The organism is Marinobacter adhaerens HP15 (genome assembly GCF_000166295.1).
GTDB lineage: Bacteria > Pseudomonadota > Gammaproteobacteria > Pseudomonadales > Oleiphilaceae > Marinobacter > Marinobacter adhaerens.
In genome coordinates, this window is sequence record NC_017506.1 from 3421483 (window position 1) to 3445883 (window position 24401).

The 24401-nt window shown below is 59.9% G+C and carries 24 protein-coding genes; 13 read left to right on the forward strand and 11 right to left on the reverse strand.

The window, feature by feature from the left end; genetic code table 11:
• The first annotated feature begins 197 nt into the window (after positions 1-197).
• From HP15_RS16180 to HP15_RS16200, 5 genes are all read left to right on the forward strand, one after another.
• Positions 198-1829: a methyl-accepting chemotaxis protein gene (locus tag HP15_RS16180; RefSeq protein ID WP_014578467.1), complete on the forward strand. Its 1632-nt coding sequence runs from the start codon at positions 198-200 to the stop codon at positions 1827-1829.
• Between the two features lie 50 nt (positions 1830-1879).
• Positions 1880-2194, forward strand: coding sequence for a DUF3301 domain-containing protein (locus HP15_RS16185; protein ID WP_008173344.1), 315 nt, complete (start codon positions 1880-1882; stop codon positions 2192-2194).
• Between the two features lie 131 nt (positions 2195-2325).
• Positions 2326-3252 carry an esterase/lipase family protein gene (locus HP15_RS16190; RefSeq protein ID WP_008173346.1) on the forward strand — a complete coding sequence of 309 codons (927 nt, stop codon included), beginning with the start codon at positions 2326-2328 and terminating at the stop codon, positions 3250-3252.
• A 7-nt stretch (positions 3253-3259) separates the two neighbouring features.
• A complete protein-coding gene (locus HP15_RS16195) occupies positions 3260-4363 on the forward strand; it encodes a lipase secretion chaperone (protein WP_041646388.1) in 1104 nt (367 codons plus the stop codon).
• 79 nt (positions 4364-4442) lie between these two features.
• Positions 4443-5837 carry a sensor histidine kinase gene (locus HP15_RS16200; protein ID WP_041645670.1) on the forward strand — a complete coding sequence of 465 codons (1395 nt, stop codon included), beginning with the start codon at positions 4443-4445 and terminating at the stop codon, positions 5835-5837.
• Here the strand turns inward: HP15_RS16200 and HP15_RS22010 are convergent.
• Positions 5770-6429: a response regulator transcription factor gene (locus tag HP15_RS22010; RefSeq protein ID WP_008173353.1), complete on the reverse strand. Its 660-nt coding sequence runs from the start codon at positions 6427-6429 to the stop codon at positions 5770-5772. The genes HP15_RS16200 and HP15_RS22010 overlap by 68 nt on opposite strands.
• A 229-nt stretch (positions 6430-6658) precedes the next feature.
• On the opposite strand from HP15_RS22010, the gene HP15_RS16210 reads away from it, so the two are divergent.
• From HP15_RS16210 to HP15_RS16220, 3 genes are all read left to right on the forward strand, one after another.
• Positions 6659-7957 (forward strand): substrate-binding domain-containing protein, encoded by a 1299-nt coding sequence (locus tag HP15_RS16210; protein WP_227499649.1) that lies wholly within the window; start codon positions 6659-6661, stop codon positions 7955-7957.
• Between the two features lie 113 nt (positions 7958-8070).
• Positions 8071-9366, forward strand: coding sequence for a pyridoxal phosphate-dependent aminotransferase (locus tag HP15_RS16215; RefSeq protein WP_014578472.1), 1296 nt, complete (start codon positions 8071-8073; stop codon positions 9364-9366).
• A 56-nt stretch (positions 9367-9422) separates the two neighbouring features.
• Entirely contained in the window at positions 9423-10247 is an 825-nt protein-coding gene (locus HP15_RS16220; protein ID WP_014578473.1) for an inositol monophosphatase family protein, read from the forward strand.
• 407 nt (positions 10248-10654) lie between these two features.
• Here the strand turns inward: HP15_RS16220 and slmA are convergent, their stop codons facing one another.
• From slmA to HP15_RS16265, 9 genes are all read right to left on the reverse strand, one after another.
• The gene (slmA, locus tag HP15_RS16225; RefSeq protein WP_014578474.1) at positions 10655-11242 is read right to left on the reverse strand and encodes a nucleoid occlusion factor SlmA; all 588 of its coding nucleotides are present in this window, start codon (positions 11240-11242) and stop codon (positions 10655-10657) included.
• Between the two features lie 90 nt (positions 11243-11332).
• Positions 11333-12142, reverse strand: a complete 810-nt coding sequence (locus tag HP15_RS16230; RefSeq protein WP_014578475.1) for a thiazole synthase — start codon at positions 12140-12142, stop codon at positions 11333-11335.
• 66 nt (positions 12143-12208) lie between these two features.
• Complete coding sequence (thiS, locus tag HP15_RS16235) at positions 12209-12409, reverse strand: sulfur carrier protein ThiS (protein WP_008173362.1); 201 nt, start codon at positions 12407-12409, stop codon at positions 12209-12211.
• Positions 12410-12434: 25 nt separating this feature from the next.
• Positions 12435-12794: a DUF423 domain-containing protein gene (locus HP15_RS16240; RefSeq protein WP_014578476.1), complete on the reverse strand. Its 360-nt coding sequence runs from the start codon at positions 12792-12794 to the stop codon at positions 12435-12437.
• Positions 12795-12837: 43 nt separating this feature from the next.
• On the reverse strand, positions 12838-13638 hold the full coding sequence (locus HP15_RS16245) for a symmetrical bis(5'-nucleosyl)-tetraphosphatase (RefSeq protein WP_014578477.1): 801 nt from the start codon (positions 13636-13638) through the stop codon (positions 12838-12840).
• Positions 13631-14461 (reverse strand): 16S rRNA (adenine(1518)-N(6)/adenine(1519)-N(6))-dimethyltransferase RsmA, encoded by an 831-nt coding sequence (gene rsmA, locus HP15_RS16250; RefSeq protein ID WP_008173367.1) that lies wholly within the window; start codon positions 14459-14461, stop codon positions 13631-13633. Before rsmA ends, HP15_RS16245 begins: the two co-directional genes overlap by 8 nt.
• Complete coding sequence (pdxA, locus tag HP15_RS16255; protein ID WP_014578478.1) at positions 14458-15468, reverse strand: 4-hydroxythreonine-4-phosphate dehydrogenase PdxA; 1011 nt, start codon at positions 15466-15468, stop codon at positions 14458-14460. Before pdxA ends, rsmA begins: the two co-directional genes overlap by 4 nt.
• Positions 15468-16808, reverse strand: coding sequence for a peptidylprolyl isomerase (locus HP15_RS16260; protein ID WP_014578479.1), 1341 nt, complete (start codon positions 16806-16808; stop codon positions 15468-15470). The genes pdxA and HP15_RS16260 overlap by 1 nt, the downstream gene beginning before the upstream one ends.
• A 64-nt stretch (positions 16809-16872) precedes the next feature.
• Positions 16873-19194 carry an LPS-assembly protein LptD gene (locus HP15_RS16265; protein ID WP_014578480.1) on the reverse strand — a complete coding sequence of 774 codons (2322 nt, stop codon included), beginning with the start codon at positions 19192-19194 and terminating at the stop codon, positions 16873-16875.
• A gap of 243 nt (positions 19195-19437) precedes the next feature.
• On the opposite strand from HP15_RS16265, the gene HP15_RS16270 reads away from it, so the two are divergent.
• From HP15_RS16270 to HP15_RS16280, 3 genes are read left to right on the forward strand one after another with little or no spacing between them, the layout of a single operon-like run.
• The gene (locus tag HP15_RS16270; protein WP_014578481.1) at positions 19438-20496 is read left to right on the forward strand and encodes an aminoglycoside phosphotransferase family protein; all 1059 of its coding nucleotides are present in this window, start codon (positions 19438-19440) and stop codon (positions 20494-20496) included.
• Positions 20493-21191: an N-acetylmuramate alpha-1-phosphate uridylyltransferase MurU gene (murU, locus tag HP15_RS16275; protein ID WP_014578482.1), complete on the forward strand. Its 699-nt coding sequence runs from the start codon at positions 20493-20495 to the stop codon at positions 21189-21191. The genes HP15_RS16270 and murU overlap by 4 nt, the downstream gene beginning before the upstream one ends.
• Positions 21178-21939, forward strand: coding sequence for a DnaJ domain-containing protein (locus HP15_RS16280; protein WP_041645672.1), 762 nt, complete (start codon positions 21178-21180; stop codon positions 21937-21939). Before murU ends, HP15_RS16280 begins: the two co-directional genes overlap by 14 nt.
• Here the strand turns inward: HP15_RS16280 and HP15_RS16285 are convergent.
• Entirely contained in the window at positions 21936-22892 is a 957-nt protein-coding gene (locus HP15_RS16285) for a DUF3530 family protein (protein WP_014578484.1), read from the reverse strand. The genes HP15_RS16280 and HP15_RS16285 overlap by 4 nt on opposite strands.
• A 117-nt stretch (positions 22893-23009) precedes the next feature.
• Between HP15_RS16285 and rpe the strand changes: the two genes are divergently transcribed.
• Both rpe and HP15_RS16295 read left to right on the forward strand, forming a co-directional pair.
• Positions 23010-23696 carry a ribulose-phosphate 3-epimerase gene (gene rpe, locus HP15_RS16290; RefSeq protein ID WP_008173385.1) on the forward strand — a complete coding sequence of 229 codons (687 nt, stop codon included), beginning with the start codon at positions 23010-23012 and terminating at the stop codon, positions 23694-23696.
• Entirely contained in the window at positions 23693-24382 is a 690-nt protein-coding gene (locus HP15_RS16295) for a phosphoglycolate phosphatase (protein ID WP_014578485.1), read from the forward strand. Before rpe ends, HP15_RS16295 begins: the two co-directional genes overlap by 4 nt.
• Positions 24383-24401 lie beyond the last annotated feature (19 nt).

Here is a 24401-nt window from a genome sequence, read left to right on the forward strand (position 1 = left end):
ATCAGTTCCACCCACCAGCATAAGCAGTATCTGTCGCCAACCTAGCCACATATTGCAAAAGACGAGAAACCACCAGGGGAAACAGCAAATAGATGAACATATTTTCATTTATTGCAATAACCGGATATTCAGGACAAAAGAACGGGTTGATAGTAGGCCAACAACGAGAAAAACACTGACCCGTGCAAGGAAACGCCATGCGAGTCAACGAACCGGTCACTCAGAAAGAACAGGTTTACCCGGACCACTACCACCTGATCACCACCACCGACCTTCGCGGCAAGATCACCGCCGCAAACGAAGAGTTTGCCGAAGTCGCTGGCTATACAATTGACGAACTGGTCGGCCAGCCCCACAACCTGATACGGCATCCGGACATGCCGCCGGGGGCATTCGAAAATCTCTGGCAAACCATTAAATCCGGCGAATCCTGGCGGGGTATGGTGAAGAACCGCTGCAAGAACGGCGATCATTACTGGGTGGACGCTTTTGTTACGCCAATTCGCAAAGACGGCGAGATTGTTGAGTTCCAGTCTGTTCGCACACGCCCCCGACCAGATCAGGTTGCCCGGGCGGAGAAACTTTATTCGGCCTGGAAACAAGGCAAAGTCCCCCGCAGATACCTTGCAGTCAGTCCGCCCCTGGCATTGAAACTGGGCTGCCTGTATGGACTGCTGGCGGTTGCCCTGCTCTGGTTCGGACTTTCAGAGCTCGCCCTGTCCCATCTAGTGACATTGCAAGGGCTGCTGCTGGCAGTATTCGCGGTACTGGTCTGGCTTACCCTTCCTGTGATGCGCAGCGCCAGATCGGCTTGTACCGAGACCCACCCGGCCATGCCCTGGATCTATACCGGACGCAGGGATGAAGGTGCCTGGATCGAATTTGATCGCCAGAAACGGGATGCCGTTCTTCGGGCCGTTTCCGCCCGCATGCACGCCAATGTGGGCAAGCTCCACGGCCGGAAACAGCGGACCGTCGAGTGGGTCGCCAACTCTGTAGCCAGCATCCGCAGCCAGCAGGGCGATATCCAGGACATAACCCGTGCTTTTGAGGAGCTGGCGGAAAGCGTGCGGCGGGTCAGCGAACTGACCGCACGGACCCACGACGCAACGGACGACGCGCGCCAGTCAGCCAACCAGTGTCGCGGACAGATGACATCCATGAATCAGTCGCTGTCCGAGCTCGGCGGCCAGCTTTCTGTGGCCAATGACCGCATGCAGGCGCTGTCCGAAAAAAGCGATGCCATTGGCATGGTTCTGGATGTGATCTCCGACATCGCCGAGCAGACCAATCTGCTGGCTCTCAATGCCGCCATCGAAGCGGCGCGAGCCGGCGAATCAGGTCGCGGCTTCGCCGTGGTTGCCGATGAGGTTCGGGGACTGGCCCAGCGAACTCACGAATCCACCCGCAAGATCGATGAGATGATTGCTGCCCTGCAAAGCGAAACCCGTGAGGTGGTCGAGGTGATCAACAACGGCACCCACTGCTGTCAGCAAACGGCAGGCATCGCCAATGAGGCCAGCGAGACGCTGGAAGCGACCCTCAGAGATGTGGATCTCATTACGTCCTGCACCCATGAGGTAGCCGGCGCTACCGAACAACAGGCGGCCTTGAGCGTTCAGGTGGAACGTCAGGCAGCACGACTCCTGGAACTCGGTAACCGCTCCGTCGAGAGCAGCGAAAACGCCCGGGAAGAGTCGGAACACCTCGGCAATAACGTGGATCAGGCCCAGTTGCTGACCAGCCATTTCCTGCAGATGCTGTGTGACCGACTGTTGCCGGCGTCGGAATCCGGTAAGCGTCAGCGATTCCCCGAGCCGACGCAATAGGGTAGGCTGGCGATCATCCCTCTGAGCAACCGTGGAAGATCGCTGAGACCGTGACTCTTGGAACCCTGTTCTGGCTATTCGTGGCCGGATTCGCTGTCTGGTACTGGTGGCGCGCCAAAGCCATCAAGGATTTCGTGCTCCAGGCAGCGCGTCGCTATTGCAAAAGCATGGACGTGATGCTGCTGGATGATGCGGTATTCCTCCGTGGCCTATGGTTCAAACGCGACGATCAGGGGCGGATCCGAGTCTGGCGCCGCTTCCTGTTCGATTTCACATCCACCGGTGAGGAGCGCTACACCGGCCGTATCATCATGCTGGGCCAGCGCATCCAGCATATGGAGCTGGAACCCCACCGGTTTTCCTGAATACGCAGCCTTCCTGTCCTCACCCATTTTGGGGCGATTCCTGATCGCTCCTGACATACCAATAATCGACAACGCATCGACGACCGTCGGCTGCCTGATGCAGCCGTCAACAAAAACAACAGGAGTCACACATGCGTATTCGATTTACCACAGCAGTTGTGCTGGGGCTGGCCTTGCTGTCCGCCTCATTTTCAAGCCACGCCGGCTACACCCAGACCCGCCACCCGATTGTCCTGGTTCACGGCGTCACCGGGTTCAACACCATCGGCGGCCTGGTGAACTACTTCCATACCATTCCCTGGAATCTTGAGCGCAGTGGCGCACAGGTCTATTCCGCCAGCGTGTCCTTCGTCAACAGCAGTGAGCAGCGGGGCCAGCAACTGGCGAACTACGTCAACAGCCTCGGCCATTCCAAAGTCAACCTGATGGCCCACAGCCAGGGCGCGCCTACCTCCCGGGTGACGGCAGCCCTGATTCCTCACCGTATTGCCTCAATCACCTCCATCGACGGCGTTAACAAGGGCTCCAAAGTGGCCGATGTGGTCCGGGGAATCCTTCCGCCGGGTAGCTATGTCGAAGGCGGCGCCAACGCCATCGCCAACGCCCTGGGCGATCTGATCAATGCCTTGTCCGGAGCAGACAACCCTCAGAACGGGCTGGCGGCGCTGGAGACCCTCACCACACCTGGCACAACCAGCCTGAACGATGCCCTTGGCTGGAAAGGCGTGAACCGGAATAGCTGCGCCGGAACCAGCGAGGATGTCTGGATAGACGGCAATCGCATCAAGTTCTTTTCCTGGACCGGCCGGGGCGTGTGGACCAATGCGTTCGACATTACCGACCCGTTCCTGGGTATCACTTCACTGGCCTTTGGCAGCGAGCCCAACGACGGGCTGGTAGGCGTCTGCTCAACCATGATGGGCCGGGTGATCGGCACCCACTACGACATGAACCACGTGGACGCCATAAACCACCTTCTCGGAGCCCGTTCTCTGTGGACCAACCCTGTCACCCTTTACCGCACCCAGGCCAACCGGCTTAAAAACCGCGGTCTGTGAGGTGACCATGAAGCGGACATCCATCGAAGCGCGTCGGTGGCTGTTCCCGGGTGCACTGGCGGCCGTCCTGGTCGCCGGTGCTCTCTGGTATGGCCTTGCCGGAACAGCCCAGACAAACGCCGAAATTTCGGCTTCAATGCCACCATCATCCGCGGCCCCGGCGAAGTCGCCAACGCCAGCATCCGAGCACAGCGCCAAAGCGGTCCCGGAAGAGCCTTCTTCTGGACAGGAGCAATCCCGAACTCCTGATTCCCTCGGGCCGACCCCGTTTGCGGCGTCGCTATCAGGGACACAAATTGACGGCGCCCTGACAGCCGATGACAACGGCGAGCTGGTTATCAATCTCCGGGTGCGTGACTTTTTCGATTACTTCCTCAGCACGGTCGGCGAGGTGACTCCGGAAACAGCCATTCAACAGATCGAAACCATGGCCAGGAACCACTTGCCTGAACCCGCTTCCACCCAGGCGCTGGCGCTCCTCGATGAGTATCTCGCCTATAAACAGGCGTCACTGCAAGTCCTGCAAACCCGACTCGACCCAGCCCGAACAGAGGATCCGGGCTATCAGCTGACGGCGCTGGGCGATGCCCTGGCACAGCTGAAAGAACTGCGCGCCAGCACCTTCAGCCCTGATGCCCACCGGGCTTTCTTCGGGCTTGAGGAGGCTTACAGCGAATACACACTGGCGACACTGGCCATTCAGCAGCGCACAGACCTGAGCGAACAGGGCAAACAGGCACTCGTACAGTGGCACCGCAATCAGTTGCCCGAGGAATTGAGGACAACCGAAAAACACCTTCACGCGAGCAGCCGACAACAACAGGCCCGGACAGCAGCCATTGAATCTGCCTCGTCTCCGGAAGCCGCCGGCAGGCAACTGGAAGAGCTTGGCGTGGGTCCGGACGGTGTCGAGAGCGTCGTAAAGTATCTCAAGCAGCGTAAGCGCTTCGACCAGCGCTTCGATGCGTTCCGGGACGCGATGGAACGGGAGGAATCCTCGGGTCTGACCGAGGCCGACATCCAGGAACAGCAGGAAGCTCTGCTGGAACAGCATTTCCCGGATGAGCAGGACAGAACCTGGGCACGGCTGAAGATGCTCGGTAACGGCTGACCGGAATGTGCTCGGGTTCGCGAAGCCAGTCGGCCGGGGCGGATACAATCCAGAAACCTGCCCGACACTGGAAACGGCCATGACAACCGAGCAGATCAGACAACAACAGGCCGCCGGATTTCGGAACCTGCGCTTTGCGCCCGATCTGGAGGAGGCTTACCGGCGAACCCGGTCCGGACTGATCCGACAGCGAGCCCGGCCCGTTTCAGTGGCCGGCCTGTTCCTTTTTTTGATCTACGCGGTTATGGATGCACTGACCCTGCCGCCAGAACTGGCTCAGGTCACGGTCTCCATCCGGCTCGCCGTCACCTGCCCGGTGATTGCATCAGTTGTCTGGCTCGCCTACCGCGCGTCTCCCTCGGACAGGCTCTTCGAGCGCATCTATACCCTGGCCTACCTCGTAGGTGGCCTGAGCGTGGTCGCAATCATTGCCGCCGCGCGACAGGTTGCCTTTCCGCTGCCCTACGAGGGCATGATCCTGATGCTCATGTTCGGATACTTTGCCATGGGGCTGCCGTTCTTCAGCGCGTCCATGGTCTCGCTTGTTCTGATCGTCGGCTACCTTCTGACCGAACTCTGGAGCGGTATGTCCGGCTCCGACATAGCGACCAACCTGTTTTTCCTGACCACGGCCAACCTTATCGGCATGGTTGGCGCGTGGACCAGTGAATACCGCCACCGAGCGCACTTTCTGGACCGCAAGCTGCTGGATCACATGCATCAGGCGGCCCGCGACGAGAGCCGGCGAAAAACGGAACTGATCACCGCAGCCAGCCACGACCTGCGCCAGCCTCTGAACGTGATCGACATAACGCTGGAAAGCCTGTCGCCAAGCAAAGACGGCCCCGCAGCGCACCCGGCCACCCAACAGTTGAGGGACATGATTCGTCATCTCCGGCGCCTGCTGGGCACCGTATTCGACAGCGCACGGCTCAACGAGGGCATGGTGCAAGCCGTTGTCCGACCAACCACACTGGCACCGGTATTCCGGGATCTCAACGATTTGCTGGCGGACTCGCTTGGCAATAACAAGATAGAGGTTCGGATTGACCACCCGGGTAGTGATCTTCAGGTTATGGCGGATCCATCACTGTTGTCGCGGATCCTCCAGAACCTAATATTCAATGCGGTGCAACACAGCAGCGGCACGGCCGTTACCCTGTCAGCAAAAGCCATGGGCTCACATGTGTTGCTGGAGGTCGCGGATGACGGCATCGGCCTGCCACCCGGGCTGGTGGATAACCTGTTCTCACCCTACGTGAGGGGCGCAGGCCCCAGTGAGTATCCGGGGCTGGGACTTGGCCTGACCATTGTTCAGGAATTTGTTGCGCTGATGCGGGGAGAGTGCGGCGCCGAGTCGAGGTCTGGCGGGGGGTCTGTGTTCTGGGTCCGGCTTCCCGCGGCCGTCACAACCACCCACGAGCCCGCGCCAGATTCACGCATTCTGTCCGATTGTGAACACCAAGCTGGGTAAAAATCGCCTTGAGATGGGTTTTCACCGTGTGCTCCGTCAAATTCAGGCTCTGGCAAATCCGTTTATTGGGAAAGCCCTGGGCCAACAACAGGAGCACGTCCATTTGCCTCGGGGTCAACGACAGCCCCGGTGCCACAGGATCGTTACCGCCAGGGAAATACCTCTCACCGCGGCTTACAGAGCGGACCATGCTCACCAGCGCCGACCGCCCGGCAGATTTCGCCAGAAAGCCACTGGCACCGGCTGCCTGCGCAGCTCTTACCGTAGCTTCGTCTTCACTGCTGGAAATGATCACCACCGGAGGTGGCTCCCTGTGGCTTGCCAGCCTGGGTAACAACGCCAACCCTGTTTCGCCCTGCAAAGCGATATCGAGCAGGATCAGCTGAAAATCGTCCTGACGGACCAACAAATCCGAGGCGCCCTCAACGGTGCTGGCGATCACAACGGATTCGGCCAAGCCTTCCTGACGGATCAGGCCCGCCAACCCCTGGGAAAAAAGGGCATGGTCATCAACCAGCAACACCTTCTTCATGGGAACTGGTCGTGCGCCCGCAGCAGGGGCCTGCCCGGCTTTCGATGTTATGGCATCCATGGATGTGCCTCTGCCCGCTGTGTTTATTTTTGTTACGGCGGATGCGTCACTATAGGCCAGCCGAACGCTGCGCTCCGCGCACTGCTTAACATTTTTTTACAGGGACCTGCGGCCTTGTGTCCCAATGTCTAGGCAATGAAACACAAATGTCATATTTCTGAAGCATCCTTCCAGCTTCTCAACCAACTGTCTGGTAAGGGTTTTTCGAAAGATGCCGCGATTCACACGGATGACTGCAACACTCCCGGGACTGCTACTGCCCGCTCTTATGGCCTTTCAGGCCCAGGCCTATGACCTGGAAATTCACGGTTCCAATACCGTCGGCGCTACCCTGGCGCCAATGCTGGTTACCGGCTATCTGGAAGAGCATGGCGGCGGACAGGTTGCAGCCAGGGGTACCGGCGTGGAAAACGAAAAGATCCTGCGAGCGCCTGTGAACAATCGGGCGGCCGAGGTGCTGGTTGCAGCGCACGGATCAAGCACCGGCTTCAAGGCGATGGCCGCAGGCAAGGCCGACATCTGGGCCTCTTCCCGCCCGGTAAAACCGCAGGAAGCAGAGCAATTTCGCGCCCGGGCGGATCTCACTGCGCCCGAGAGCGAGCACGTTATTGCCATTGATGGCCTGGCCATTCTGGTACACCCGTCCAACCCCGTAAGCAAAATGAGCATCGAAACCCTGGGCCGCGTATTCTCCGGGCAGATCCGGAACTGGTCCGAGCTGGGCGGCCCGGACCGCCCGATTCATCTCTACGCCCGGGATGACCGTTCCGGAACCTGGGACACCTTCAAATCCCTGGTTCTTGGAAAACAGTTCGAACTGGATAGCAACGCCAGGCGCTACGAATCCAACGACCAGCTGTCGGATGACGTAAGCAGGGATCCTTCGGGTATTGGTTTCTCCGGCCTCGCCTCAGTGCGTAAGAGCAAACTCCTGGCGATCTCGGAAGGCAATGCCCCGGCGCTTCACCCCAACCAGCTCACCGTTGCCAGCGAGGATTATCCGCTATCACGACGCCTGTTCATGTACACGCCCGGGAGTGACGTCCCGCCACTTTCCGCAGGTCTGATTGGCTTTGCCCTCGGCCAGCAAGGCCAGGCACTGGTTGCCGAGTCCGGATTCATCTCCCAGAATCCCATCGCGGTCAAGCCGGAATTCGACGAATCGACGCCCGAGAGTTTTCGCCGCCTGACCAGCAACTACCATCGCCTGACGGTCAATTTCCGTTTCTCCGAAGGCCGGACCAAGCTCGACAACAAGGCCCGCCGCGACCTGCAGCGAGTTCAGCAGTATCTGAACCAGAACGGCCGGTCCGCTGACGACCTGTTACTCATCGGATTCGCCGACACCCAGAGCCATGAATTACGTGCCCAGATGATTTCCGAGCTCCGGGCCCTGTCGGTCCGCAAGGCCCTGCAGGAAGTGAACGTGCCGGATGTTGCCTACACGGGTTATGGCCAGTACATGCCGGTGGGCGGCAGCGGCAGCCCGCGCAATGGTCGGGTGGAAGTCTGGATCAAATCCCGCTAGCCGAGACCAAAGTCTGAGGAAAAACTGCGGCAATCACCTATCCGCCACGACATCACAGATATGTTGGGGTTTCCTATACTGACGGGGTCATTTCCAACCAACAGACAGGGACAATGGACATCCAAAACGACCACCGTTACGCGATCAACCTGAACGTCCGGGGTATTCAGCCCTCGGCCACCCTTCGAATCAATGAGCTGAGCAATCACCTCAAATCCGAGGGCAAGGACATTATCAAACTCGGGCTGGGGCAGTCCCCCTTCCCGGTTCCTGATCGCGTGGTGGAGGCGCTCAAGGAGCACGCCCACGAAAAGGACTATTTGCCGGTAAAAGGGCTCAAGGGCTTACGCGAGGCAATCGCCGGCTACATTCGCCGGAGTGAGCGCATGCACTGCACCTGGGAAGACGTGCTGATTGGCCCGGGCTCCAAGGAACTGCTGTTCATGCTGCAGCTGGCCTACTATGGTGATCTGCTGATCCCGCGTCCGAGCTGGGTTTCCTATGCCCCGCAAGCCCGGATCATCGGCCGCTCGGTTCACTGGTTGCCGACCCATGCCGAGAACAACTGGCAGCTTACCGCCGAAGAGCTGGATATCATCTGTCGGGATGATCCCTCGCGGCCCCGGATTTTGATCCTGAACTACCCGTCCAACCCCACCGGCTGCACCTACACCGACGACCAGCTACTGGCCATTGCCAATGTGGCCCGAAAATACCGGCTGATCCTGCTCTCCGATGAGATCTACGGTGAGGTGCATTTCGAGGGCAGGCACAAATCCATTGCCCGGTATTACCCGGAAGGCACCATCATCAGTACCGGCCTTAGTAAATGGGCAGGTGCCGGCGGCTGGCGCCTTGGTACATTCATTTTCCCCCGGGAACTGAGGCCGCTGCAGGACGCCATGGCCATCATCGCCAGTGAAACCTACACAGCGACGAGCGCACCGATCCAGCACGCGGCCATTGCAGCGTTCAATGGCGGTGACGACATCGACGAATACCTCAAACAGTCCCGTCGGGTGCTGAAGGTTGTTGGCGAGTACATGCACCGTCGACTGAGCGACATGGGCGCGGTAGTCCAGAAACCGGAAGGCGCGTTCTACCTGTTCCCGGACTTCTCCGGCTTCCGCGAACAACTGGCCAGTAAAGACATCAAGACCAGCCAGGCCTTCTGCCAGGCCCTGCTGGAAAACACTGGCGTTGCCATCCTGCCGGCCAGCGATTTTGGCTTCGTGCCGGATCATCTGGCGGCGCGCCTGGCCTTCGTCGACTTCGACGGCGCCGAATCGTTAGAGCTCGCCGGCGGCGACTATGCCGAACAGGAATTGGGCGACGACTTCGTGAAACAGGCTTGCCCGCGGCTGGTCACCGCCATGGACAAGATGGAGCAGTGGCTGAACAGCCTCTGATCCCGCCGTGTTAGACTGGCGCCCTCATTCTCTAACGGGATATCAACGGGGGCGCCATGTCTGATTCAGTTTCTCTGCTCGAGATTACCGACTTTGCCGAAAACCTGGCCCGCGAGGCGGGCGAACTGATTCGCCGCGAGCGGGACAGCAACGCCCTGCGCACCGATTACAAGCATCAAACCGAGCTGGTAACCCACGCCGACGTGATGGCGGACGAATTCATCACAGGCGCCATCCGAAAACGCTTCCCCGGCCACCGGATTCTCTCGGAAGAGACCATGCCCGACCTTAGCCAGGCCGAGGAGCTGGATACACCCCTCTGGATCGTCGACCCCATCGATGGCACCGTGAACTATGCCTATGGCCATCCCCAGGTAGCCGTCTCCATCGCCTATGCCGAAAAAGGTCGGGTTCAGGCCGGTGTGGTGCATGCGCCCTTCCCCGGCGAAACCTTCCGGGCGACCCGCTCAGAAGGCGCCACCCTGAACAACCATCCGATCCGCCACAGCGGCGCCACCGTGCCCCGTGATGCCCTGTTTGCAACCGGCTTCCCCTACACCAAAGACGCCCTGGAACCACTGGTCAAACGCCTGGATGCGATGATTCACCAATGCCGCGACCTGCGCCGCATCGGTTCCGCGGCACTGGATATCTGCTGGGTGGCCTGTGGCCGATTAGATATCTACTATGAAAACGTCAGCCCATGGGACTTCGCCGCCGCCCGCCTGATCGCCCTGGAAGCAGGCGCCACCGCTGGCCATTTCAGTGAAGTGCCCGACGGCTATCCTGCCGACCTCTGGGGCCGCGACATCCTGATTTCGGCGCCGGCTCTCTGGGAGCCTGTTCGGTCTATCCTGCGGTCGGCCTCGGGGTATGACTGATTAGACCTGTGCTCGCCGGTAGATTTTTGGCCGTAGCCTTCCAGCTTTGGGGCTGGCACGGAATGGGAACCTTCTTCCCGGAACCGCTACGAGCACATCCATGTGCGCTTGGCGCCGGCCATCCTTGGCCGTCGACATTCCGGGAAGAAGGTTCCCATCCCCTGCCGGCATTGCAGTGAGATATCGCAGAAATTTGGAAGAAAGATCGGATAGGGGGTAATCGAAAGATATATCTCTAGAGCTGGAGAGTCGCTGTTGGGTGGGGCTTTTACGGAATGTCGGCGGCCATGGATGGCCGACGCCAAGCGCACATGGATGTGCTCGTAGCGGTTCCGTAAAAGCCCCACCCAACGGCGCCAGACTCCCAAGCCTTCAGGCTACAGAATTTAAAGCAGCCGACTCCAGACTCAACCCCAAACACCCTCGGCAACCAACCCCCAACTCTCGTCGAAGTCAGTAGAAGGCAACCGCGAGAACGACGAACGGATAAACCGCTGAATCCGGCCCTCAACAAACACCAGGACAAAGTCCGCGCCGCGAGCAGACGTCGTCCGGGGCCGCAGACCCTGGCGGATTTCGCCTTCTTTGAGGGTTTGCCGTACCTGGGTTTCCAGGCGCTCGAAGAACTGGGAGGCACGCTTGCGCAGGGTGTCGTTCTCGCCCATCAGGGCATCGCCGGTCAGCACACAGCACAGGCCAGGGTTGCGCTCAGCGAACACCAGCACCAAATGCACCAGCTGTTGAAGGCGAATCCGCACGTCCTCCTGCTCCTGCAGGATCACCTGGCAGCGAGAGAACACGGCCTCTTCAGCAAACTCTATAAGCGCCTCGAACATTTTCCGCTTGCTGGGAAAATGCCGATACAAAGCGGCCTCGGTAACGCCCACGGATTTGGCGAGACCGGCGGTGGTGATACGGGCGCCCGGATCGGTCTCCAGGAGTTCCACAAGAGCATGGAGAATCGCCTCGCGGCGACTGGGTTTCTGGTCAGTCATGGCAGGACAGCAGCGCTCTGATTTATCGTTGTCGGGGCCGGTCGTTCAGCGCCGGCCCTCGGTTATCGTTAGTCAGGATTGTGCCCGAGATCAGAAGAAGGTGCCATCAATGGGCGAGGATGCGCTGGCATAGAGCTTCTTGGGCATCCGGCCCGCCAGATAGGCTTCACGACCAGACTCAATGGCCAGGCGCATGGCGTTGGCCATTCGGATCGGGTCTTTGGCCTGGGCAATGGCGGTATTCATCAGTACGCCGTCGCAGCCCAGCTCCATGGCGATGGTGGCATCCGACGCGGTGCCAACACCGGCATCCACGAGCACCGGAACATTCGCATTCTCTACGATCAGACGGATGTTATACCGGTTCTGGATACCCAGGCCGGAACCGATCGGGGCACCAAGGGGCATGATGGCCACACAGCCCATCTCTTCCAGACGCTTGGCCAGCAGCGGGTCGTCCGAGCAGTAGACCATGACCTTGAAGCCGTCCTTGATGAGCTCTTCGGCGGCAACCAGGGTCTCAGTCATGTTCGGGTAAAGGGTTTTCTCCTCGCCAAGGACTTCCAGCTTCACCAGGTCGTGGCCATCCAGAAGCTCGCGGGCCAGCTTGCAGGTGCGGACCGCGTCTTTCGCGGTATAGCAGCCCGCCGTGTTGGGCAAAATGGTATAGCTGCTTGGGGAAATCACATCCAGCAAATTCGGCTCATCCGGGTTCTGGCCGAGGTTCGTGCGGCGCACCGCAACGGTAACAATCTCGGCACCGCTGGATTCGATAGCATGGCCGGTTTCCATCATGTCACGATATTTGCCGGTCCCGACGAGCAAACGGGACTGGTAGACCCGCCCGGCAATTTCGAGCGGTTTGTCTTCTGGAAGCTGGAGTTCGGATGTCTCTGTCATAGTGTTCCTGAATCGTTTGTTACGGGAGGATGGGAACCGCCGTCATGGGTGGGCTGGGCAGACTGTTCAGCCGCCGCCAATGGCGTGAACGACTTCTACACGGTCGCCATCGCTCAGAGTAAATTCCGGGTGCCGGCTTCGTGGCACTATGTCCTCGTTAACCTCAACCGCAAGCCGCTTGCCGGCCAGCGCCATCTTTTCAATCAGCGTGGCAATGGTGGCGCCACTCGGCAGCTCCATTTGATCGCCATTTACCTGAACCTGCATCGTGACTCTTGAACCTCTGTATTCTTCACTTGTTCCGGCGGAGACCGGAGGTTATTAACAGCGCCCAGCCCACCATGAAACACAACCCACCAAGGGGCGTGATCGGACCGATCCAGCGGATGTCTGTCAGCACCAGAAGGTAAAGACTGCCACTGAATAACAGAATGCCGGCCAGAAAAAACCCGGCCGACCAGGCCAGAAGCTTTCTGGACAGGCCCTGTGCAGCCAGCAATGCCAGCAGAACCAGCGCAATGGAATGATACATTTGATATGTGACGGCGGTCTCGAAAACTTCAAGGCCCCGCTCACTGACCAGATTGCGTAGCCCGTGTGCACCGAAAGCGCCGGCCATCACTGCCACCAGGGCCAGAAAAGCACCCGCCACCAGCGGTAACCGAAGAATGCCGCTTCTGGCCGGTTGTACGGATTCAGCAGTCACAGTGGATCTTTTCTCCCGAATCCAGGTTCATCATGGTCAGTGCGCCACCCCAGACACACCCGGTGTCCAGGCCGACAAAACGGTCACTGCCGGTTTTTCCTTCCAGGGCTGCCCAGTGGCCAAACACCACCCGTACATCGTCATTGCGGGGAAAATGAAACCACGGCTGGTAACCTTCCGGCGCGCTGTCGACGCTTTCCTTGGCCGCCAGTTCCAGAGAGCCATCCTCGGCAATAAAGCGCATGCGGGTGAAATAGTTGGTAATGACCCGCCAGCGGTCCATTCCCTGCAGGGACTCGTCCCAGCGCTCGGGCTGATTGCCGTACATATGGGTAAAGTATTCCTCGGCGGTTTCGCCCCGGATCACGGCTTCAACTTCCCTGGCACACTCCATTGCCTGGCTGACCGTCCAGATATGGGGCAAACCGGCGTGGGTCATCACCAGATTCCGGGCCGGGTCGTGAACACAGAGATTCTGCTGCCGGAGCCAGTTAACCAGCCGCTCGTGATCCGGAGCGTCAAGGATATCGGACAGGGTGTCTTTGCGACGCGTCTGATGACCGCCCAGGGACACCGCCAGCAGATGCAGGTCGTGATTGCCAAGCACGACGACCGCCGAATCCCCGAGGCTCTCGATATATCTCAGGGTTTCCAGCGAAGACGGGCCGCGGTTGATCAGATCGCCGGCCACCCACAGACGGTCACGGGAGGGAGAGAAATCCACTTTCTCCAGGACATCCCTGAGACGCTCGTAACAGCCCTGAATATCGCCGATCGCGTAGTCAGTCATCACTTACCTCGTTTGCCGGATTGGCTGCACCCTTCTCGGTAAAAAGCAGGTCGGCAATCGCCACGAAATCGGCCAGCGCGAGGTTCTCCGGTCGCAGACCGTCATTGATGCCAAGGCTCCGGAGCTGTTCGGCCGACACCATGCCGCCCAGTGCCTTGCGGAGAGTTTTCCGCCGGGCGTTAAAGGCTGTGCGGACCACAGCCTGGAGTGTCGTCAAATCCTTCGCCGGGTGTGGCAGGGTCTTGTGAGGCACCAATCGGACAATCGCCGAATCCACCTTGGGCGCCGGTCGGAAAGCGCCGGGCCCCACTTCAAACAGCGGCTGAACCCGGCAGAAATACTGGGTCATGATGCCTAGACGCCCGTAATTGTTGTCACCCGGCACCGCTGCCATTCGCTGAACCACCTCTTTCTGCAGCATGAAGTGCATATCCTGCACAACACCGGCCTGGGACAGCAGGTGGAAAATCAGCGGTGTGGAAATGTTGTACGGCAAATTACCGATGATCCGCAGGGGGCGATCCACCATGAGCTGGCTGAAATCAAACTTGAGTGCGTCCGCCTCGTGAATCCGGAATTCGGGATAGTTGAAGAACTTGGTGCGCAGCACGGGAATCAGATCCCGATCCAGTTCTACCACCTGGAGCTTCGGGTTCACCGCCAGTATTTCCTCGGTCAGTGCGCCCAGGCCAGGGCCAATTTCCACGATGGCGTCATCGGGTTTCGGGTTAATGGCGCGGATGATCTGCTCTATGACCCCCGGATCATGGAGGAAATTCTGGCCAAACCGTTTTCTGGCCTGGTGGCCGGCTTTGTTGCTCACGAACGGGTCTCTTCAATTGCAGATTTTCGACAACGAGCCATTTGCTCGCCTACCTTCAGGGCCGTATGCAGACTGCCGGCATCGGCTCGACCGGTTCCCGCCAGATCCAGGGCCGTGCCATGATCCACGGACGTGCGCACAATCGGCAACCCCAGGGTAATGTTCACCGCGCGCCCAAAGCCCTGAAACTTCAGCACCGGCAGCCCCTGATCATGATACATGGCCAGAACCGCATCGGCCTGGTCGAGCCAGTGCGGAGTAAACAGGGTATCCGCAGGTAAAGGTCCGGTCAGAGAAATGCCTTCGGCACGCAGAGCCTCCAGGGTTGGCTCGATGGTGTCGATTTCCTCCCGACCAAGGTGACCACCTTCGCCGGCATGAGGATTCAGGCCGGCCACCAGTATCCTGGGCCGGGCAACACCGAAGAACTTTTTTAGATCAGCATCGAGAATTCGCGTTACCTGAGTCAGGCGCTCCGGGGTAATGGCGGCGGATACGTCCTTGAGCGGTAAGTGGGTGGTAACAAGCGCAACCCGCAACTCTTCGGTCGCCAGCATCATGACCACACGATCCACACCGCAGAGCTCCTGCAGGAACTCGGTATGGCCGCTGAACGCGATGCCGGCATCGTTGATAACGCCCTTATGGACAGGCGCCGTCACCATGCCGTCAAAATCGCCGCTGAGGCAGCCGTTCGCGGCGACTTCCAGCGTTCTGAGCACATAAGCACCGCTGCCGGTATCCAGTGTGCCCGGTTCATGATTGGCACAACCGTCCACATGCAGAACCGACAGCAGGCCTGCCTCCATTTCCGGCGACTCTCCGGGCTGCCAGGCACGCAGTTCAACCGCCAGGTTCATTTGCTTCGCCCGGGCCTCCAGCAATGGCCGGCTGGCAACCACCACCACACCTGCGCTCCGGGCTTCAAGAGCCAGTTGCAGGCACAACTCCGGACCAATGCCGGCAGGTTCGCCGGCCGTCAGTGCCAGCACCACGGGATTACTCATCAGGAGACTGGCTCTTCTTCGGCCGGTTCGTCCTTGGCGTACTCGCCCTTGAACTCGACAAAGGCCTCATCGCGGATCTCCTGAAGCCAGTTCTGAAGTTCGGTCTCAAACTTGCGGCGATAGATCGCCTGGCGGGCCTCGGCGTCGCGCACATCACCGCTGATGTCTTTCTGGCGGCGCTCCTGAACCTGCAGAATGTGCCAGCCAAACTGGGAACGGAACGGCCCGCGCAACTCGCCAATATCAGCATCGAGCATGGCCTGCTCAAACGCCGGCACCATCTGGCCCGGGCTTACCCAGCCCAGATTACCGCCATCGGAGCCAGACACCGGATCATCGGAGTACTCTCTGGCCAGCGCACTGAAGCTGGCTCCATTCTGAAGCTGCTGGTACAGATCCCGGATCACGGTTTCAGCCTGGCTGTCCGTCGTAGCTTCGGAAGGCCGAACCAGAATGTGACGGACACGGTGCTGCTGGATCATCTGCTGCTGCTCGCCGCCTCGCTTGTCCATCACCATTACCAGGTGGAAGCCACTGTTGTTTTCCAGGACGTCTGAGGGCTCACCCACCGGCAGCTCCGGCACGACCGGAGCAACCAGAGACGGCAGCTGACCCTCGGCACGCCAGCCCATATCGCCACCTTCCAGGGCATTACTGGCATCAGACTCGGCAACAGCCACTTCGCGGAAATCACGGCCATTGGCGATCTCACTGCGCAGCCGCTCGGCTTTCTCCCTGGCGGCATCCACCTCCGCCTCATCAGAGGGGTCGTCTACGCTCACAAAGATGTACGCCAGCCGGTACTGAGCGTTATTCCCTCCACGGGCCTCCAGACTTTCCAGATAGTTTTCAACTTCCCGATCGGTCACCCGGACCCGGTTGCCGACCTGGCGCTGCTGAACCCGGCTGGTCAGCATTTCCTTGCGGATCTGTTCGCGGGCCTGGTTGTAAGTCACGCCTTCGGCTTCGAGCTGGTTTTCAAACTGCGGCAGGCTCATGCCATTGCGTTCGGCAATGTTGGCCATGGTTTCGTTCAACTCGTTATCGCTGATGCGCATACCGGCCCGATCTGCCATCTGCATCTGGATCGATTCGGTGATCAGCTGGTCAAGCACACGCTCTTCGAGGACCTGCCTTGGCGGCAGCGCCGTGCCCTGTGCACCAAGGCGACTGGTGATGGTGTTGATTCGGGCCTCCAACTCGGTCTGAAGGATGACATCCTCATCGACGATGGCCACTACCTGGTCCAGCAACTTACGCTCGGCCTGAACAGACAACGGGGCCAGGACGGCTAGAAGAACCAGTAACGCTTGTACACCATGGCGAAGGGTCGCCTTCATAATCACCTCTACAAATAGAATTTGAGCTTTTCTGGCGTTTTGGGGGCCTTAGTCCGGGATCCAGTCAGGGAGTTCCAAAACGACGACGCTCCCTTTCATCAAAACCATAAATGGCCTCGGAAATACTCGATGAGGCACCATCGCTGCCGCCCAGGCCCTTTAGCTGGATCTGGAACAGTATGCGGCTATCGAGCTCCCGGTCATCAGTCAGATAGTTCTGGTGAACCACCTGAACACTCCAGCAGCAGTTATTGTATTCCAGCCCGGCCAGGGATCCGACGGTTCGATCAAGGTCGGAGTCGTAGACCCAGCGGCCGATCAGACTAACACGGTCCGAGACCGGGAAAACCGCCGCGATATCCGACTGTTCCAGTTCGCCCCGGCTGTAAGTGTGCCCCACACTGGCCAGGTACCGGTAGTCAGTAGAGTGAAAGGTTAACTGGCTGCGGCCTTCCTCGGTATCCCCGGTATCAGGATCCCACAATCCGGAGGAGCGGATTTCCAGGGTATCGAGTGGGTTCAGCACGACTTCGCCCGCCAGCGGTGAACGGCTCCGGGTACCGGCACCCTCGCCGAACAACGTCACTTCGCGATCCTCGAAATACTGTACCTGTCCAATACTGAATCGGGCACGCTCCGCACCGGTGAGGAGGTCATTGAAACGGCTGGTCAGGGCAACGGTCAACTGGTTGGCATCGCCTACCCGGTCACCGCCGGTGAACCGGTCCGGTCGAAACAGCTGTTCAAAACGGAAGGTCTGGAGGTCGGTGTCAAAATCCGGGATGTCGTTCTGATCCGGATCGGCATCGGCCCAGGCGTAATAGAGCCGGGGCTCCAGAGTCTGGTTGTAGGGCACATCAAACAGGCGGCTCTGTCGGTCGAAATACAACCCGTTATCCCACTCGACAACCGGCACGGTGCGATCGAAACTGCCATCCCCCAGCACGTAGTCGTCCAGGTTGTAGCGGGTGTAATCCACGCTTACCGACGGCCGACTGAACCCCCACAACGCCCGCATGGGCAACGCCAGTTCCGGCCGCGCCCGGAAACGCTGCCCGTTGGCCCGATCCAGACCGGTCAGTGCTTCGTTGTCCCGGTAAAACACCGTGTACTGGCTTTCCAGGTTCGCCTCCACGATCCCTGCGCCGGTCTGGCCTGCGTAGATCACTTCCGGCAACTGGGCATAGGGCTTGTCCACATCGGCAATGCGATCACTGATGGTCTGGTAATCGTTGAGGTAGGCATCGAAATACTGCTTGTCGCTTCGGTAGGTAACCCCGCCCTTTCTTTGCAAGTGAGTGGCCTGGTTAATCTCCAGGCTGCGGTTCAGATCACTGAGATAGTCCTCATCGCTCACCACAGAAAAATCTCCGTAGCCCCGCCAGCCACGGCCAAAGGCAGCCCGGGTTGTGGCATCCAGGGCCCAGCGCTCACCGGATTCACCGGGGTTTTCCTCCTGAAACGCCGAATCGTTGCCGATGTACCCGAGCTGCAGAGTAGTTTCCCCGAGAGAGCTGAGATACCGGCCCTCGACTTCGTTGAACAGGCCCCGGCCATGAATGTACTGGGGCGTCAGCGTCGCGTCGTAATGGGGTGCCAGATTGAAGTAGTAGGGCACGGCAAGAAAGCCACCGCTGCCGGCACTGGAAGAGCCGAACTGCGGGTAAAGGAAACCGGACTTGCGGCGGTCATCAATAGGAAAGCTTGCCCACGGCCAATAGAACACCGGCACATCCAGGACTTCCAATCGAACGTGTTTGGCGGTACCGAATCCTTGCGCCCGATCCAGCCTGATATCCGAGGCAACGATGGCCCAGTCATTCTGGCTGGGGCCACAGGTGGTCAGCAAACCATCTGCAATGACGACCTGTTCCTCGCTGATGCGCGACAGGCTGCCTGCACGACCGCGCATTTCCGGACCATGCAGCAGGAATGTCGCAGTGTTGATGTCCAGGCGTCCGCTATCGACGTCGTAGTTCGCGTTCTCACCGGTGAGAAGGAAACCCTCGCCGCGACTGACCAGCGGCCCCTGCACCGATACTGCACCCTCCTGCTGGCTGTAGCGGGCCTCTGAACCGGTTACCTGAAAGCCGCCCTGGCGAATGCGGACATCACCCTCAAGAAACAGTGTCCGGTCTATCTCATAGCGGGCGTTCAAGCCGCTGGCTTCCAGCGGTTGCTCGGAATCGCTGCCAACGGCAAACGCATTGCCAACACCATTGGCGCGACCGGAAGGCAGATACCCCCCTTCGCAGAAAAGGGGCAACGAGGCCCGGGCCTCGGCTGGCAACTCTGCTCTGGGCCGCCAATCTATTTCCGCCGCAGACGGCGGTGTCTGGGCTTGCCCATCCGTAACGCCCAACCCAAAAACCGCGGCCAGCAACACACGGCCATACCGGCTCTGCCACCGGGTTTCCGGCGATTGCAGTGGGCGTTCGGGACATGGCACGGTGGCTGGATCCTGTTCCGGGTGAATTGGAGGACGGGCAATAATAAACGCCGCCTAGTTTACACGTGCCCTGAAGGGTTGTTAACGGAAACTCCGCTGCAAAACCGATTTACCCTCTTTATACTCGTCTGCTAACTTTCGCTGTCAGCGACAACTTTTTTCAGGATCGCAACCCGAACTATGGATACCCGCCTGCAGTTGCTGACCAACTGGGTCAGACAATTTCCCGGCTTCGAACAGTGCGAAGCCGAACCGGTTTCCGGCGATGCCAGTTTTCGCCGTTATTTCCGGGTCTGGCAGCACGCAAATCCGACGACCGCTCCCGGGGACGGTGCACCGTTTATCGTGATGGATGCGCCCCCGGAACATGAGGACTGCGAGCCCTTCGTGGCCATCGCCCGGCACTGGCACCGCCAAGGTATTGCGGTGCCGGACATTGTGCAGGCTGATCTGAAGCAGGGCTTCCTGCTACTGGAGGATTTTGGCGACCAGCTGATGCTTGGCCGACTGAACACCGAGTCCGCAGACCAGCTCTACAGGAACGCCCTGCAAGAGCTGACCCTGATCGCGAGCCAGACCTCCCCCAGTGATTACCCGCTACCGCCTTACGATGCCACCCTGCTTGAGCGGGAAATGGCGCTGTTCCCGGACTGGCTTCTGGAGAGGCATCTGGGCATGAACCTGGAAAACAGCGAGCGGGCCCTGCTGGACACGACCTGTTCCATGCTGCGGGAAAGCGCCCTGGCGCAACCGGAAGTGACGGTCCATCGGGACTACCATTCCCGAAACCTGCTGGTTCGCCAAGACCAACCTCGCCCGGGTGTCATCGATTTCCAGGACGCGGTTACCGGGCCGGTCACTTACGATGTGGTCTCGCTGCTGAAAGACTGCTACATCCAATGGCCAGAGAAGCGCATCTGCGAATGGCTGGAAGACTACCGCCAGAGCAGCCTCGAGGCTGGCCTGCACCGTGCGGACCCGGAGACCTTCCGCCAGTGGTTTGAACTGATGGGCATGCAGCGGCACCTCAAAGCTGCCGGCATTTTTGCCCGGCTATCGATCCGCGATGGCAAGCACGGCTATCTCAAGGACATTCCCCGAACCGTTCAGTACCTGATCGTCGCCAGCGGTCGACAGCCAGCCCTGCGACACTTCCACGAATGGCTGAGCGATACGGTTATGCCCCGGATCGAGACGAGCATCGGCCCGGCCCCGGGTCAGGAGCACTTGCCCCAGTGAAGGCCATGATTCTCGCAGCCGGCAAAGGTGAACGCATGCGGCCACTGACGCTGGCCACACCAAAGCCCCTGTTAAGGGCCGCTGGCAAGCCTCTGATCACCTATCATCTGGAGCACCTGCGGCGGGCGGGAATCCGTGAGGTGGTGATCAATCATGCCTGGCTGGGCGACCAGATTGAGGAAACCCTGGGAAACGGCGAAGGGTTCGGGCTATCCATTCAATATTCCCGGGAAGGCGAGCCGCTGGAAACCGCCGGTGGCATCGTGCGCGCTCTGCCTCTGCTTGCCGGTGACAAATCTGACTGGTTTCTGGCGATCAACGGCGATATCTGGAGCGATTTCGACCTTTCTGGACTGACACCGCCGCCTGACGCAGACGCCCTGCTGGTGGTCACCAGCAATCCGCCACACCATCCCGAAGGTGACTTTCACCTCACTGACCAGGGAGTACTCCATAGTGATGGCCCGGACAAGCTGACCTTCACCGGCATTAGCCTGTTACACCGGCGCCTGTTCGAGGGGCTGAGCGATCAGGCGGGGAAACTGGGGCCGGTGCTTCGCGATGCCATGAGCAGAGGCCGGGTAAAGGGTCTTTTCCATCCCGGACAGTGGGTGGACGTCGGCACCCCGGAACGCCTGCAGGCGCTCGACCGGCAACTGGGCTCCAAGGAACCTGAAAGTCATGGCAGGCGATAACAGACAACCGGCACTGCCGCCCAGAATGGAAGCCGAATTTTCCAGCTTGATGCGGGAACTCTCGGCCTGTGGTCACCAGGCCCCCGCTCTGATTGAGCGCGCCCGCCTTCCCCGCTGGTGCCGACATTCCCTGTTTTTCTTCCTCGGCTATATCGCCAAGGCAGACGGACGCGTCACCGAAGCCGACATCGGTTATGCCGAGTCGCTGATCAAGGCCATGAGGCTGTCCAGACGCCAGCGCAGGCGAGCCATTGGCTGGTTCCAGCAGGGCAAGTCGGCCGGGCAGCTGCCGTTCATCCGCGGGCTGGCCATGCGACTTTCCCGCCGTCTCTGGCCCGCTCCCGCGTTGAAAACCGCCATCTGTCTCTGCCACGCCACCCAGCTTAACGGCCGCCCCGGCAAACCCAGACGTTATCGCTGCGAGGACGCCATTGACCAGATTGGTCTGCCGGTAAGCATCAGCGAGGATATTTTCGACAGTTATGCCAGCAAGGTCTGGACCCGGCACAGCGAGAACCTTTCCAGACCCACCAGCTATCAGCAGGCCTGTGAACTTCTAGGCGTTACCCGCCGGGATTCCCTGGAAGTGATCAAACGGGCCTACCGCAAGAAGATATCCGAGTGCCACCCGGACAAGCTTGCCCAACAGCAGGTCAGTGACCGCGACCGAAGCCTGGCCAAGGAACGCCTGCTCCACTACCAACAGGCCTGGGAACTGATAAAGCGCCACAACACGCTCCGTCCCTAACGCTCGCGGGATTCCAGCCAGGCGGCAACACGACTGGCCACCCCATCGCCCAGAGTCTCAGGCGCAGGGCTGATCCAGGCAATCGGTTGTCGCTCAAAGCCGCTCATTCCGGCGCGCCGCAACTGCATGCCAATACTCCAGCCCGATTGATCATCAGCCGTCCCTTGTGGATACAGCTCCAACAAATCAGTGCCGAGCGACTCCAGACGGTCCGGCAGACCTGACCGGTCAACGGGATAAAACTGTGGCACCACCCAGATCAGGGCAGAGGCATCGGCGCCATCCAGTACCCGGTTGGTCACATGGATACTGGCTCGCCCGACACCAAGAACTGCCGGAGCTTCATAGCCCCGCTCAACCAGCAGGGCCAGCCCTGCCTGCAGCATCTGGTTGATGCGGCTTCTGTAGCGCGCCTCTAGATCATCGGCGCTCTCGGATGAGGCCATGACATCGATCATGACTGAATCTGATGCCCCCTCCTCGCCCGCGCCTGCTTCAGCCGCCGGCGGCTCCATCACGGGGCGCATCAGGAACTCACTCAGAACCGGAGAGGGCGACTCCAGACCAAGCGTCAGCACGGCCCAGCCCCGGGAAGCCAGCCCCGCTGCCAGTGAGCCGGTTACCCCGGAAGCGGCAGTTTCACCTTCGTCCGACAGAACCAGCACCGCACCGCGAGCCGGCAACCTGGCTTCCGGGTAGAACAGGCCCAGCGCCCTATCACCCTCCTCAAGCTCCAGCCATACCGCTGATTCGGGAAAACGCTGGATCAGGGAGCGTTCGCCGGTGCCTGTCCAGATCAGGGCCCGACTCGCAGACTCTGACGCCTCGACGCCTTCGGCCTCACCGGCCGTCCCGCTCTCCTCCTGCCCGAGGGTGATGGACGGTGCGACACACATCAGCGCCAGGATAAAAAGCCAGAACACGCCGGGCCGGTAAATCTCGAATCTCTGCACAGATACTGATCCTTTGACTGCGAAAAAACGCCACTGAGCTGTTAGACTAGCAGCCATCCTGAACGTGCGGCAGGGACCGCTGACCAAGCCATTATCCATTGTTGTGAGAGAGCCGTCATGAACCCTTACCTGATTGCCCCATCCATCCTGTCCGCCGATTTTGCCCGTCTTGGCGAGGAAGTCGATAACGTGCTGGCCGCCGGCGCCGACGTGGTGCACTTCGATGTGATGGACAATCACTACGTACCCAACCTCACCATTGGCCCCATGGTCTGCGAGGCGCTGCGCAAGCACGGCGTGACCGCCCCCATCGATGTGCACCTGATGGTGTCGCCGGTGGACGACCTCATCCGTATGTTTATCGACGCCGGGGCCAGTTACATTACCTTCCACCCGGAAGCGACCAACCACATTGATCGCTCACTGCAGCTGATCCGCGACGGTGGCTGCCAGGCGGGCCTGGTGTTCAACCCGGCCACGCCGCTGCATTACATGGATCATGTGATGGACAAACTGGACATGGTGCTGATGATGTCGGTAAACCCCGGCTTCGGTGGCCAGAAGTTCATTCCCGGCACGCTCGACAAACTCCGGGAGGCCCGCAAGCGCATCGATGCCAGTAACTACAATATCCGCCTGGAAATCGACGGTGGCGTGAAGACCGAGAACATCCGGGAAATCGCCGAGGCCGGTGCCGACACCTTCGTGGCGGGATCTGCCATCTTTAACACCGACGACTATAAGACCACCATTGATGCCATGCGCGAAGAACTGGAGCAGGCCCGCAGGGTGATCAGCCAATGAGCCTGGCAGGGCTGTTCAATCCACGCTGGCCGGGGGTTGCCCTGTTTGATCTCGACGGCACCCTGGTGGACAGTGCACCGGATCTGGCGGCCGCCGTGGACCAGATGCTGGCGCATCTTGGGCGCTCACCGGCAGGCATTGACCGGGTACGGAACTGGGTAGGCAATGGCGCCAGCGTTCTGGTGCGCCGGGCCCTGGCCGGCCAGGTGGACTGGGAACCGGCGCGACCAAAAGACGAGGCCCTGTTCAAGGATGCCCTGGCGATTTTCTATCACGCCTACGGCACGCTCAACGGACAGCATTCGGTAGTCTACGCCGGCGTCGAGGCCTGTCTCACGCACCTGAAGAACCAGGGCTGCCGGCTGGGCATCGTCACCAACAAGCCGGAACAGTTTGTGGCACCGCTGCTTGAGCAAATGGGACTGGATCACTGGTTCGACCTGACCGTGGGTGGTGACACCCTGCCGGTCAAGAAACCGGACCCCGCTCCCCTGCTTCATGCCATGGAAACCCTGGGGGGCACCCGCGGAACCACAGTCATGGTAGGCGACTCCGCAGCGGATATTAACGCGGCGCTGGCCGCGGGCATTCCCTGTGTGGCGGTGCGGTACGGGTATAACTACGGGCCTGCGGTGGATACTCTGGGCGCCGACGCGGTTGTTGATTCGCTGGCCGAGCTTTTGTAATCTCACAAGGAACTTACAT

Bases quoted from the DNA above. Each gene is read 5' to 3' on its own strand.
- HP15_RS16180 (WP_014578467.1), top strand. From the start codon at position 198: ATGCGAGTCAACGAACCGGTCACTCAGAAAGAACAGGTTTACCCGGAC.
- HP15_RS16190 (WP_008173346.1), top strand. From the start codon at position 2,326: ATGCGTATTCGATTTACCACAGCAGTTGTGCTGGGGCTGGCCTTGCTG.
- HP15_RS16195 (WP_041646388.1), top strand. From the start codon at position 3,260: ATGAAGCGGACATCCATCGAAGCGCGTCGGTGGCTGTTCCCGGGTGCA.
- HP15_RS16200 (WP_041645670.1), top strand. From the start codon at position 4,443: ATGACAACCGAGCAGATCAGACAACAACAGGCCGCCGGATTTCGGAAC.
- HP15_RS22010 (WP_008173353.1), bottom strand. From the start codon at position 6,429: ATGGATGCCATAACATCGAAAGCCGGGCAGGCCCCTGCTGCGGGCGCA.
- HP15_RS16210 (WP_227499649.1), top strand. From the start codon at position 6,659: ATGACTGCAACACTCCCGGGACTGCTACTGCCCGCTCTTATGGCCTTT.
- HP15_RS16215 (WP_014578472.1), top strand. From the start codon at position 8,071: ATGGACATCCAAAACGACCACCGTTACGCGATCAACCTGAACGTCCGG.
- HP15_RS16220 (WP_014578473.1), top strand. From the start codon at position 9,423: ATGTCTGATTCAGTTTCTCTGCTCGAGATTACCGACTTTGCCGAAAAC.
- slmA (WP_014578474.1), bottom strand. From the start codon at position 11,242: ATGACTGACCAGAAACCCAGTCGCCGCGAGGCGATTCTCCATGCTCTT.
- HP15_RS16230 (WP_014578475.1), bottom strand. From the start codon at position 12,142: ATGACAGAGACATCCGAACTCCAGCTTCCAGAAGACAAACCGCTCGAA.
- thiS (WP_008173362.1), bottom strand. From the start codon at position 12,409: ATGCAGGTTCAGGTAAATGGCGATCAAATGGAGCTGCCGAGTGGCGCC.
- HP15_RS16245 (WP_014578477.1), bottom strand. From the start codon at position 13,638: ATGACTGACTACGCGATCGGCGATATTCAGGGCTGTTACGAGCGTCTC.
- pdxA (WP_014578478.1), bottom strand. From the start codon at position 15,468: ATGAGTAATCCCGTGGTGCTGGCACTGACGGCCGGCGAACCTGCCGGC.
- HP15_RS16260 (WP_014578479.1), bottom strand. From the start codon at position 16,808: ATGAAGGCGACCCTTCGCCATGGTGTACAAGCGTTACTGGTTCTTCTA.
- HP15_RS16270 (WP_014578481.1), top strand. From the start codon at position 19,438: ATGGATACCCGCCTGCAGTTGCTGACCAACTGGGTCAGACAATTTCCC.
- HP15_RS16280 (WP_041645672.1), top strand. From the start codon at position 21,178: ATGGCAGGCGATAACAGACAACCGGCACTGCCGCCCAGAATGGAAGCC.
- rpe (WP_008173385.1), top strand. From the start codon at position 23,010: ATGAACCCTTACCTGATTGCCCCATCCATCCTGTCCGCCGATTTTGCC.
- HP15_RS16295 (WP_014578485.1), top strand. From the start codon at position 23,693: ATGAGCCTGGCAGGGCTGTTCAATCCACGCTGGCCGGGGGTTGCCCTG.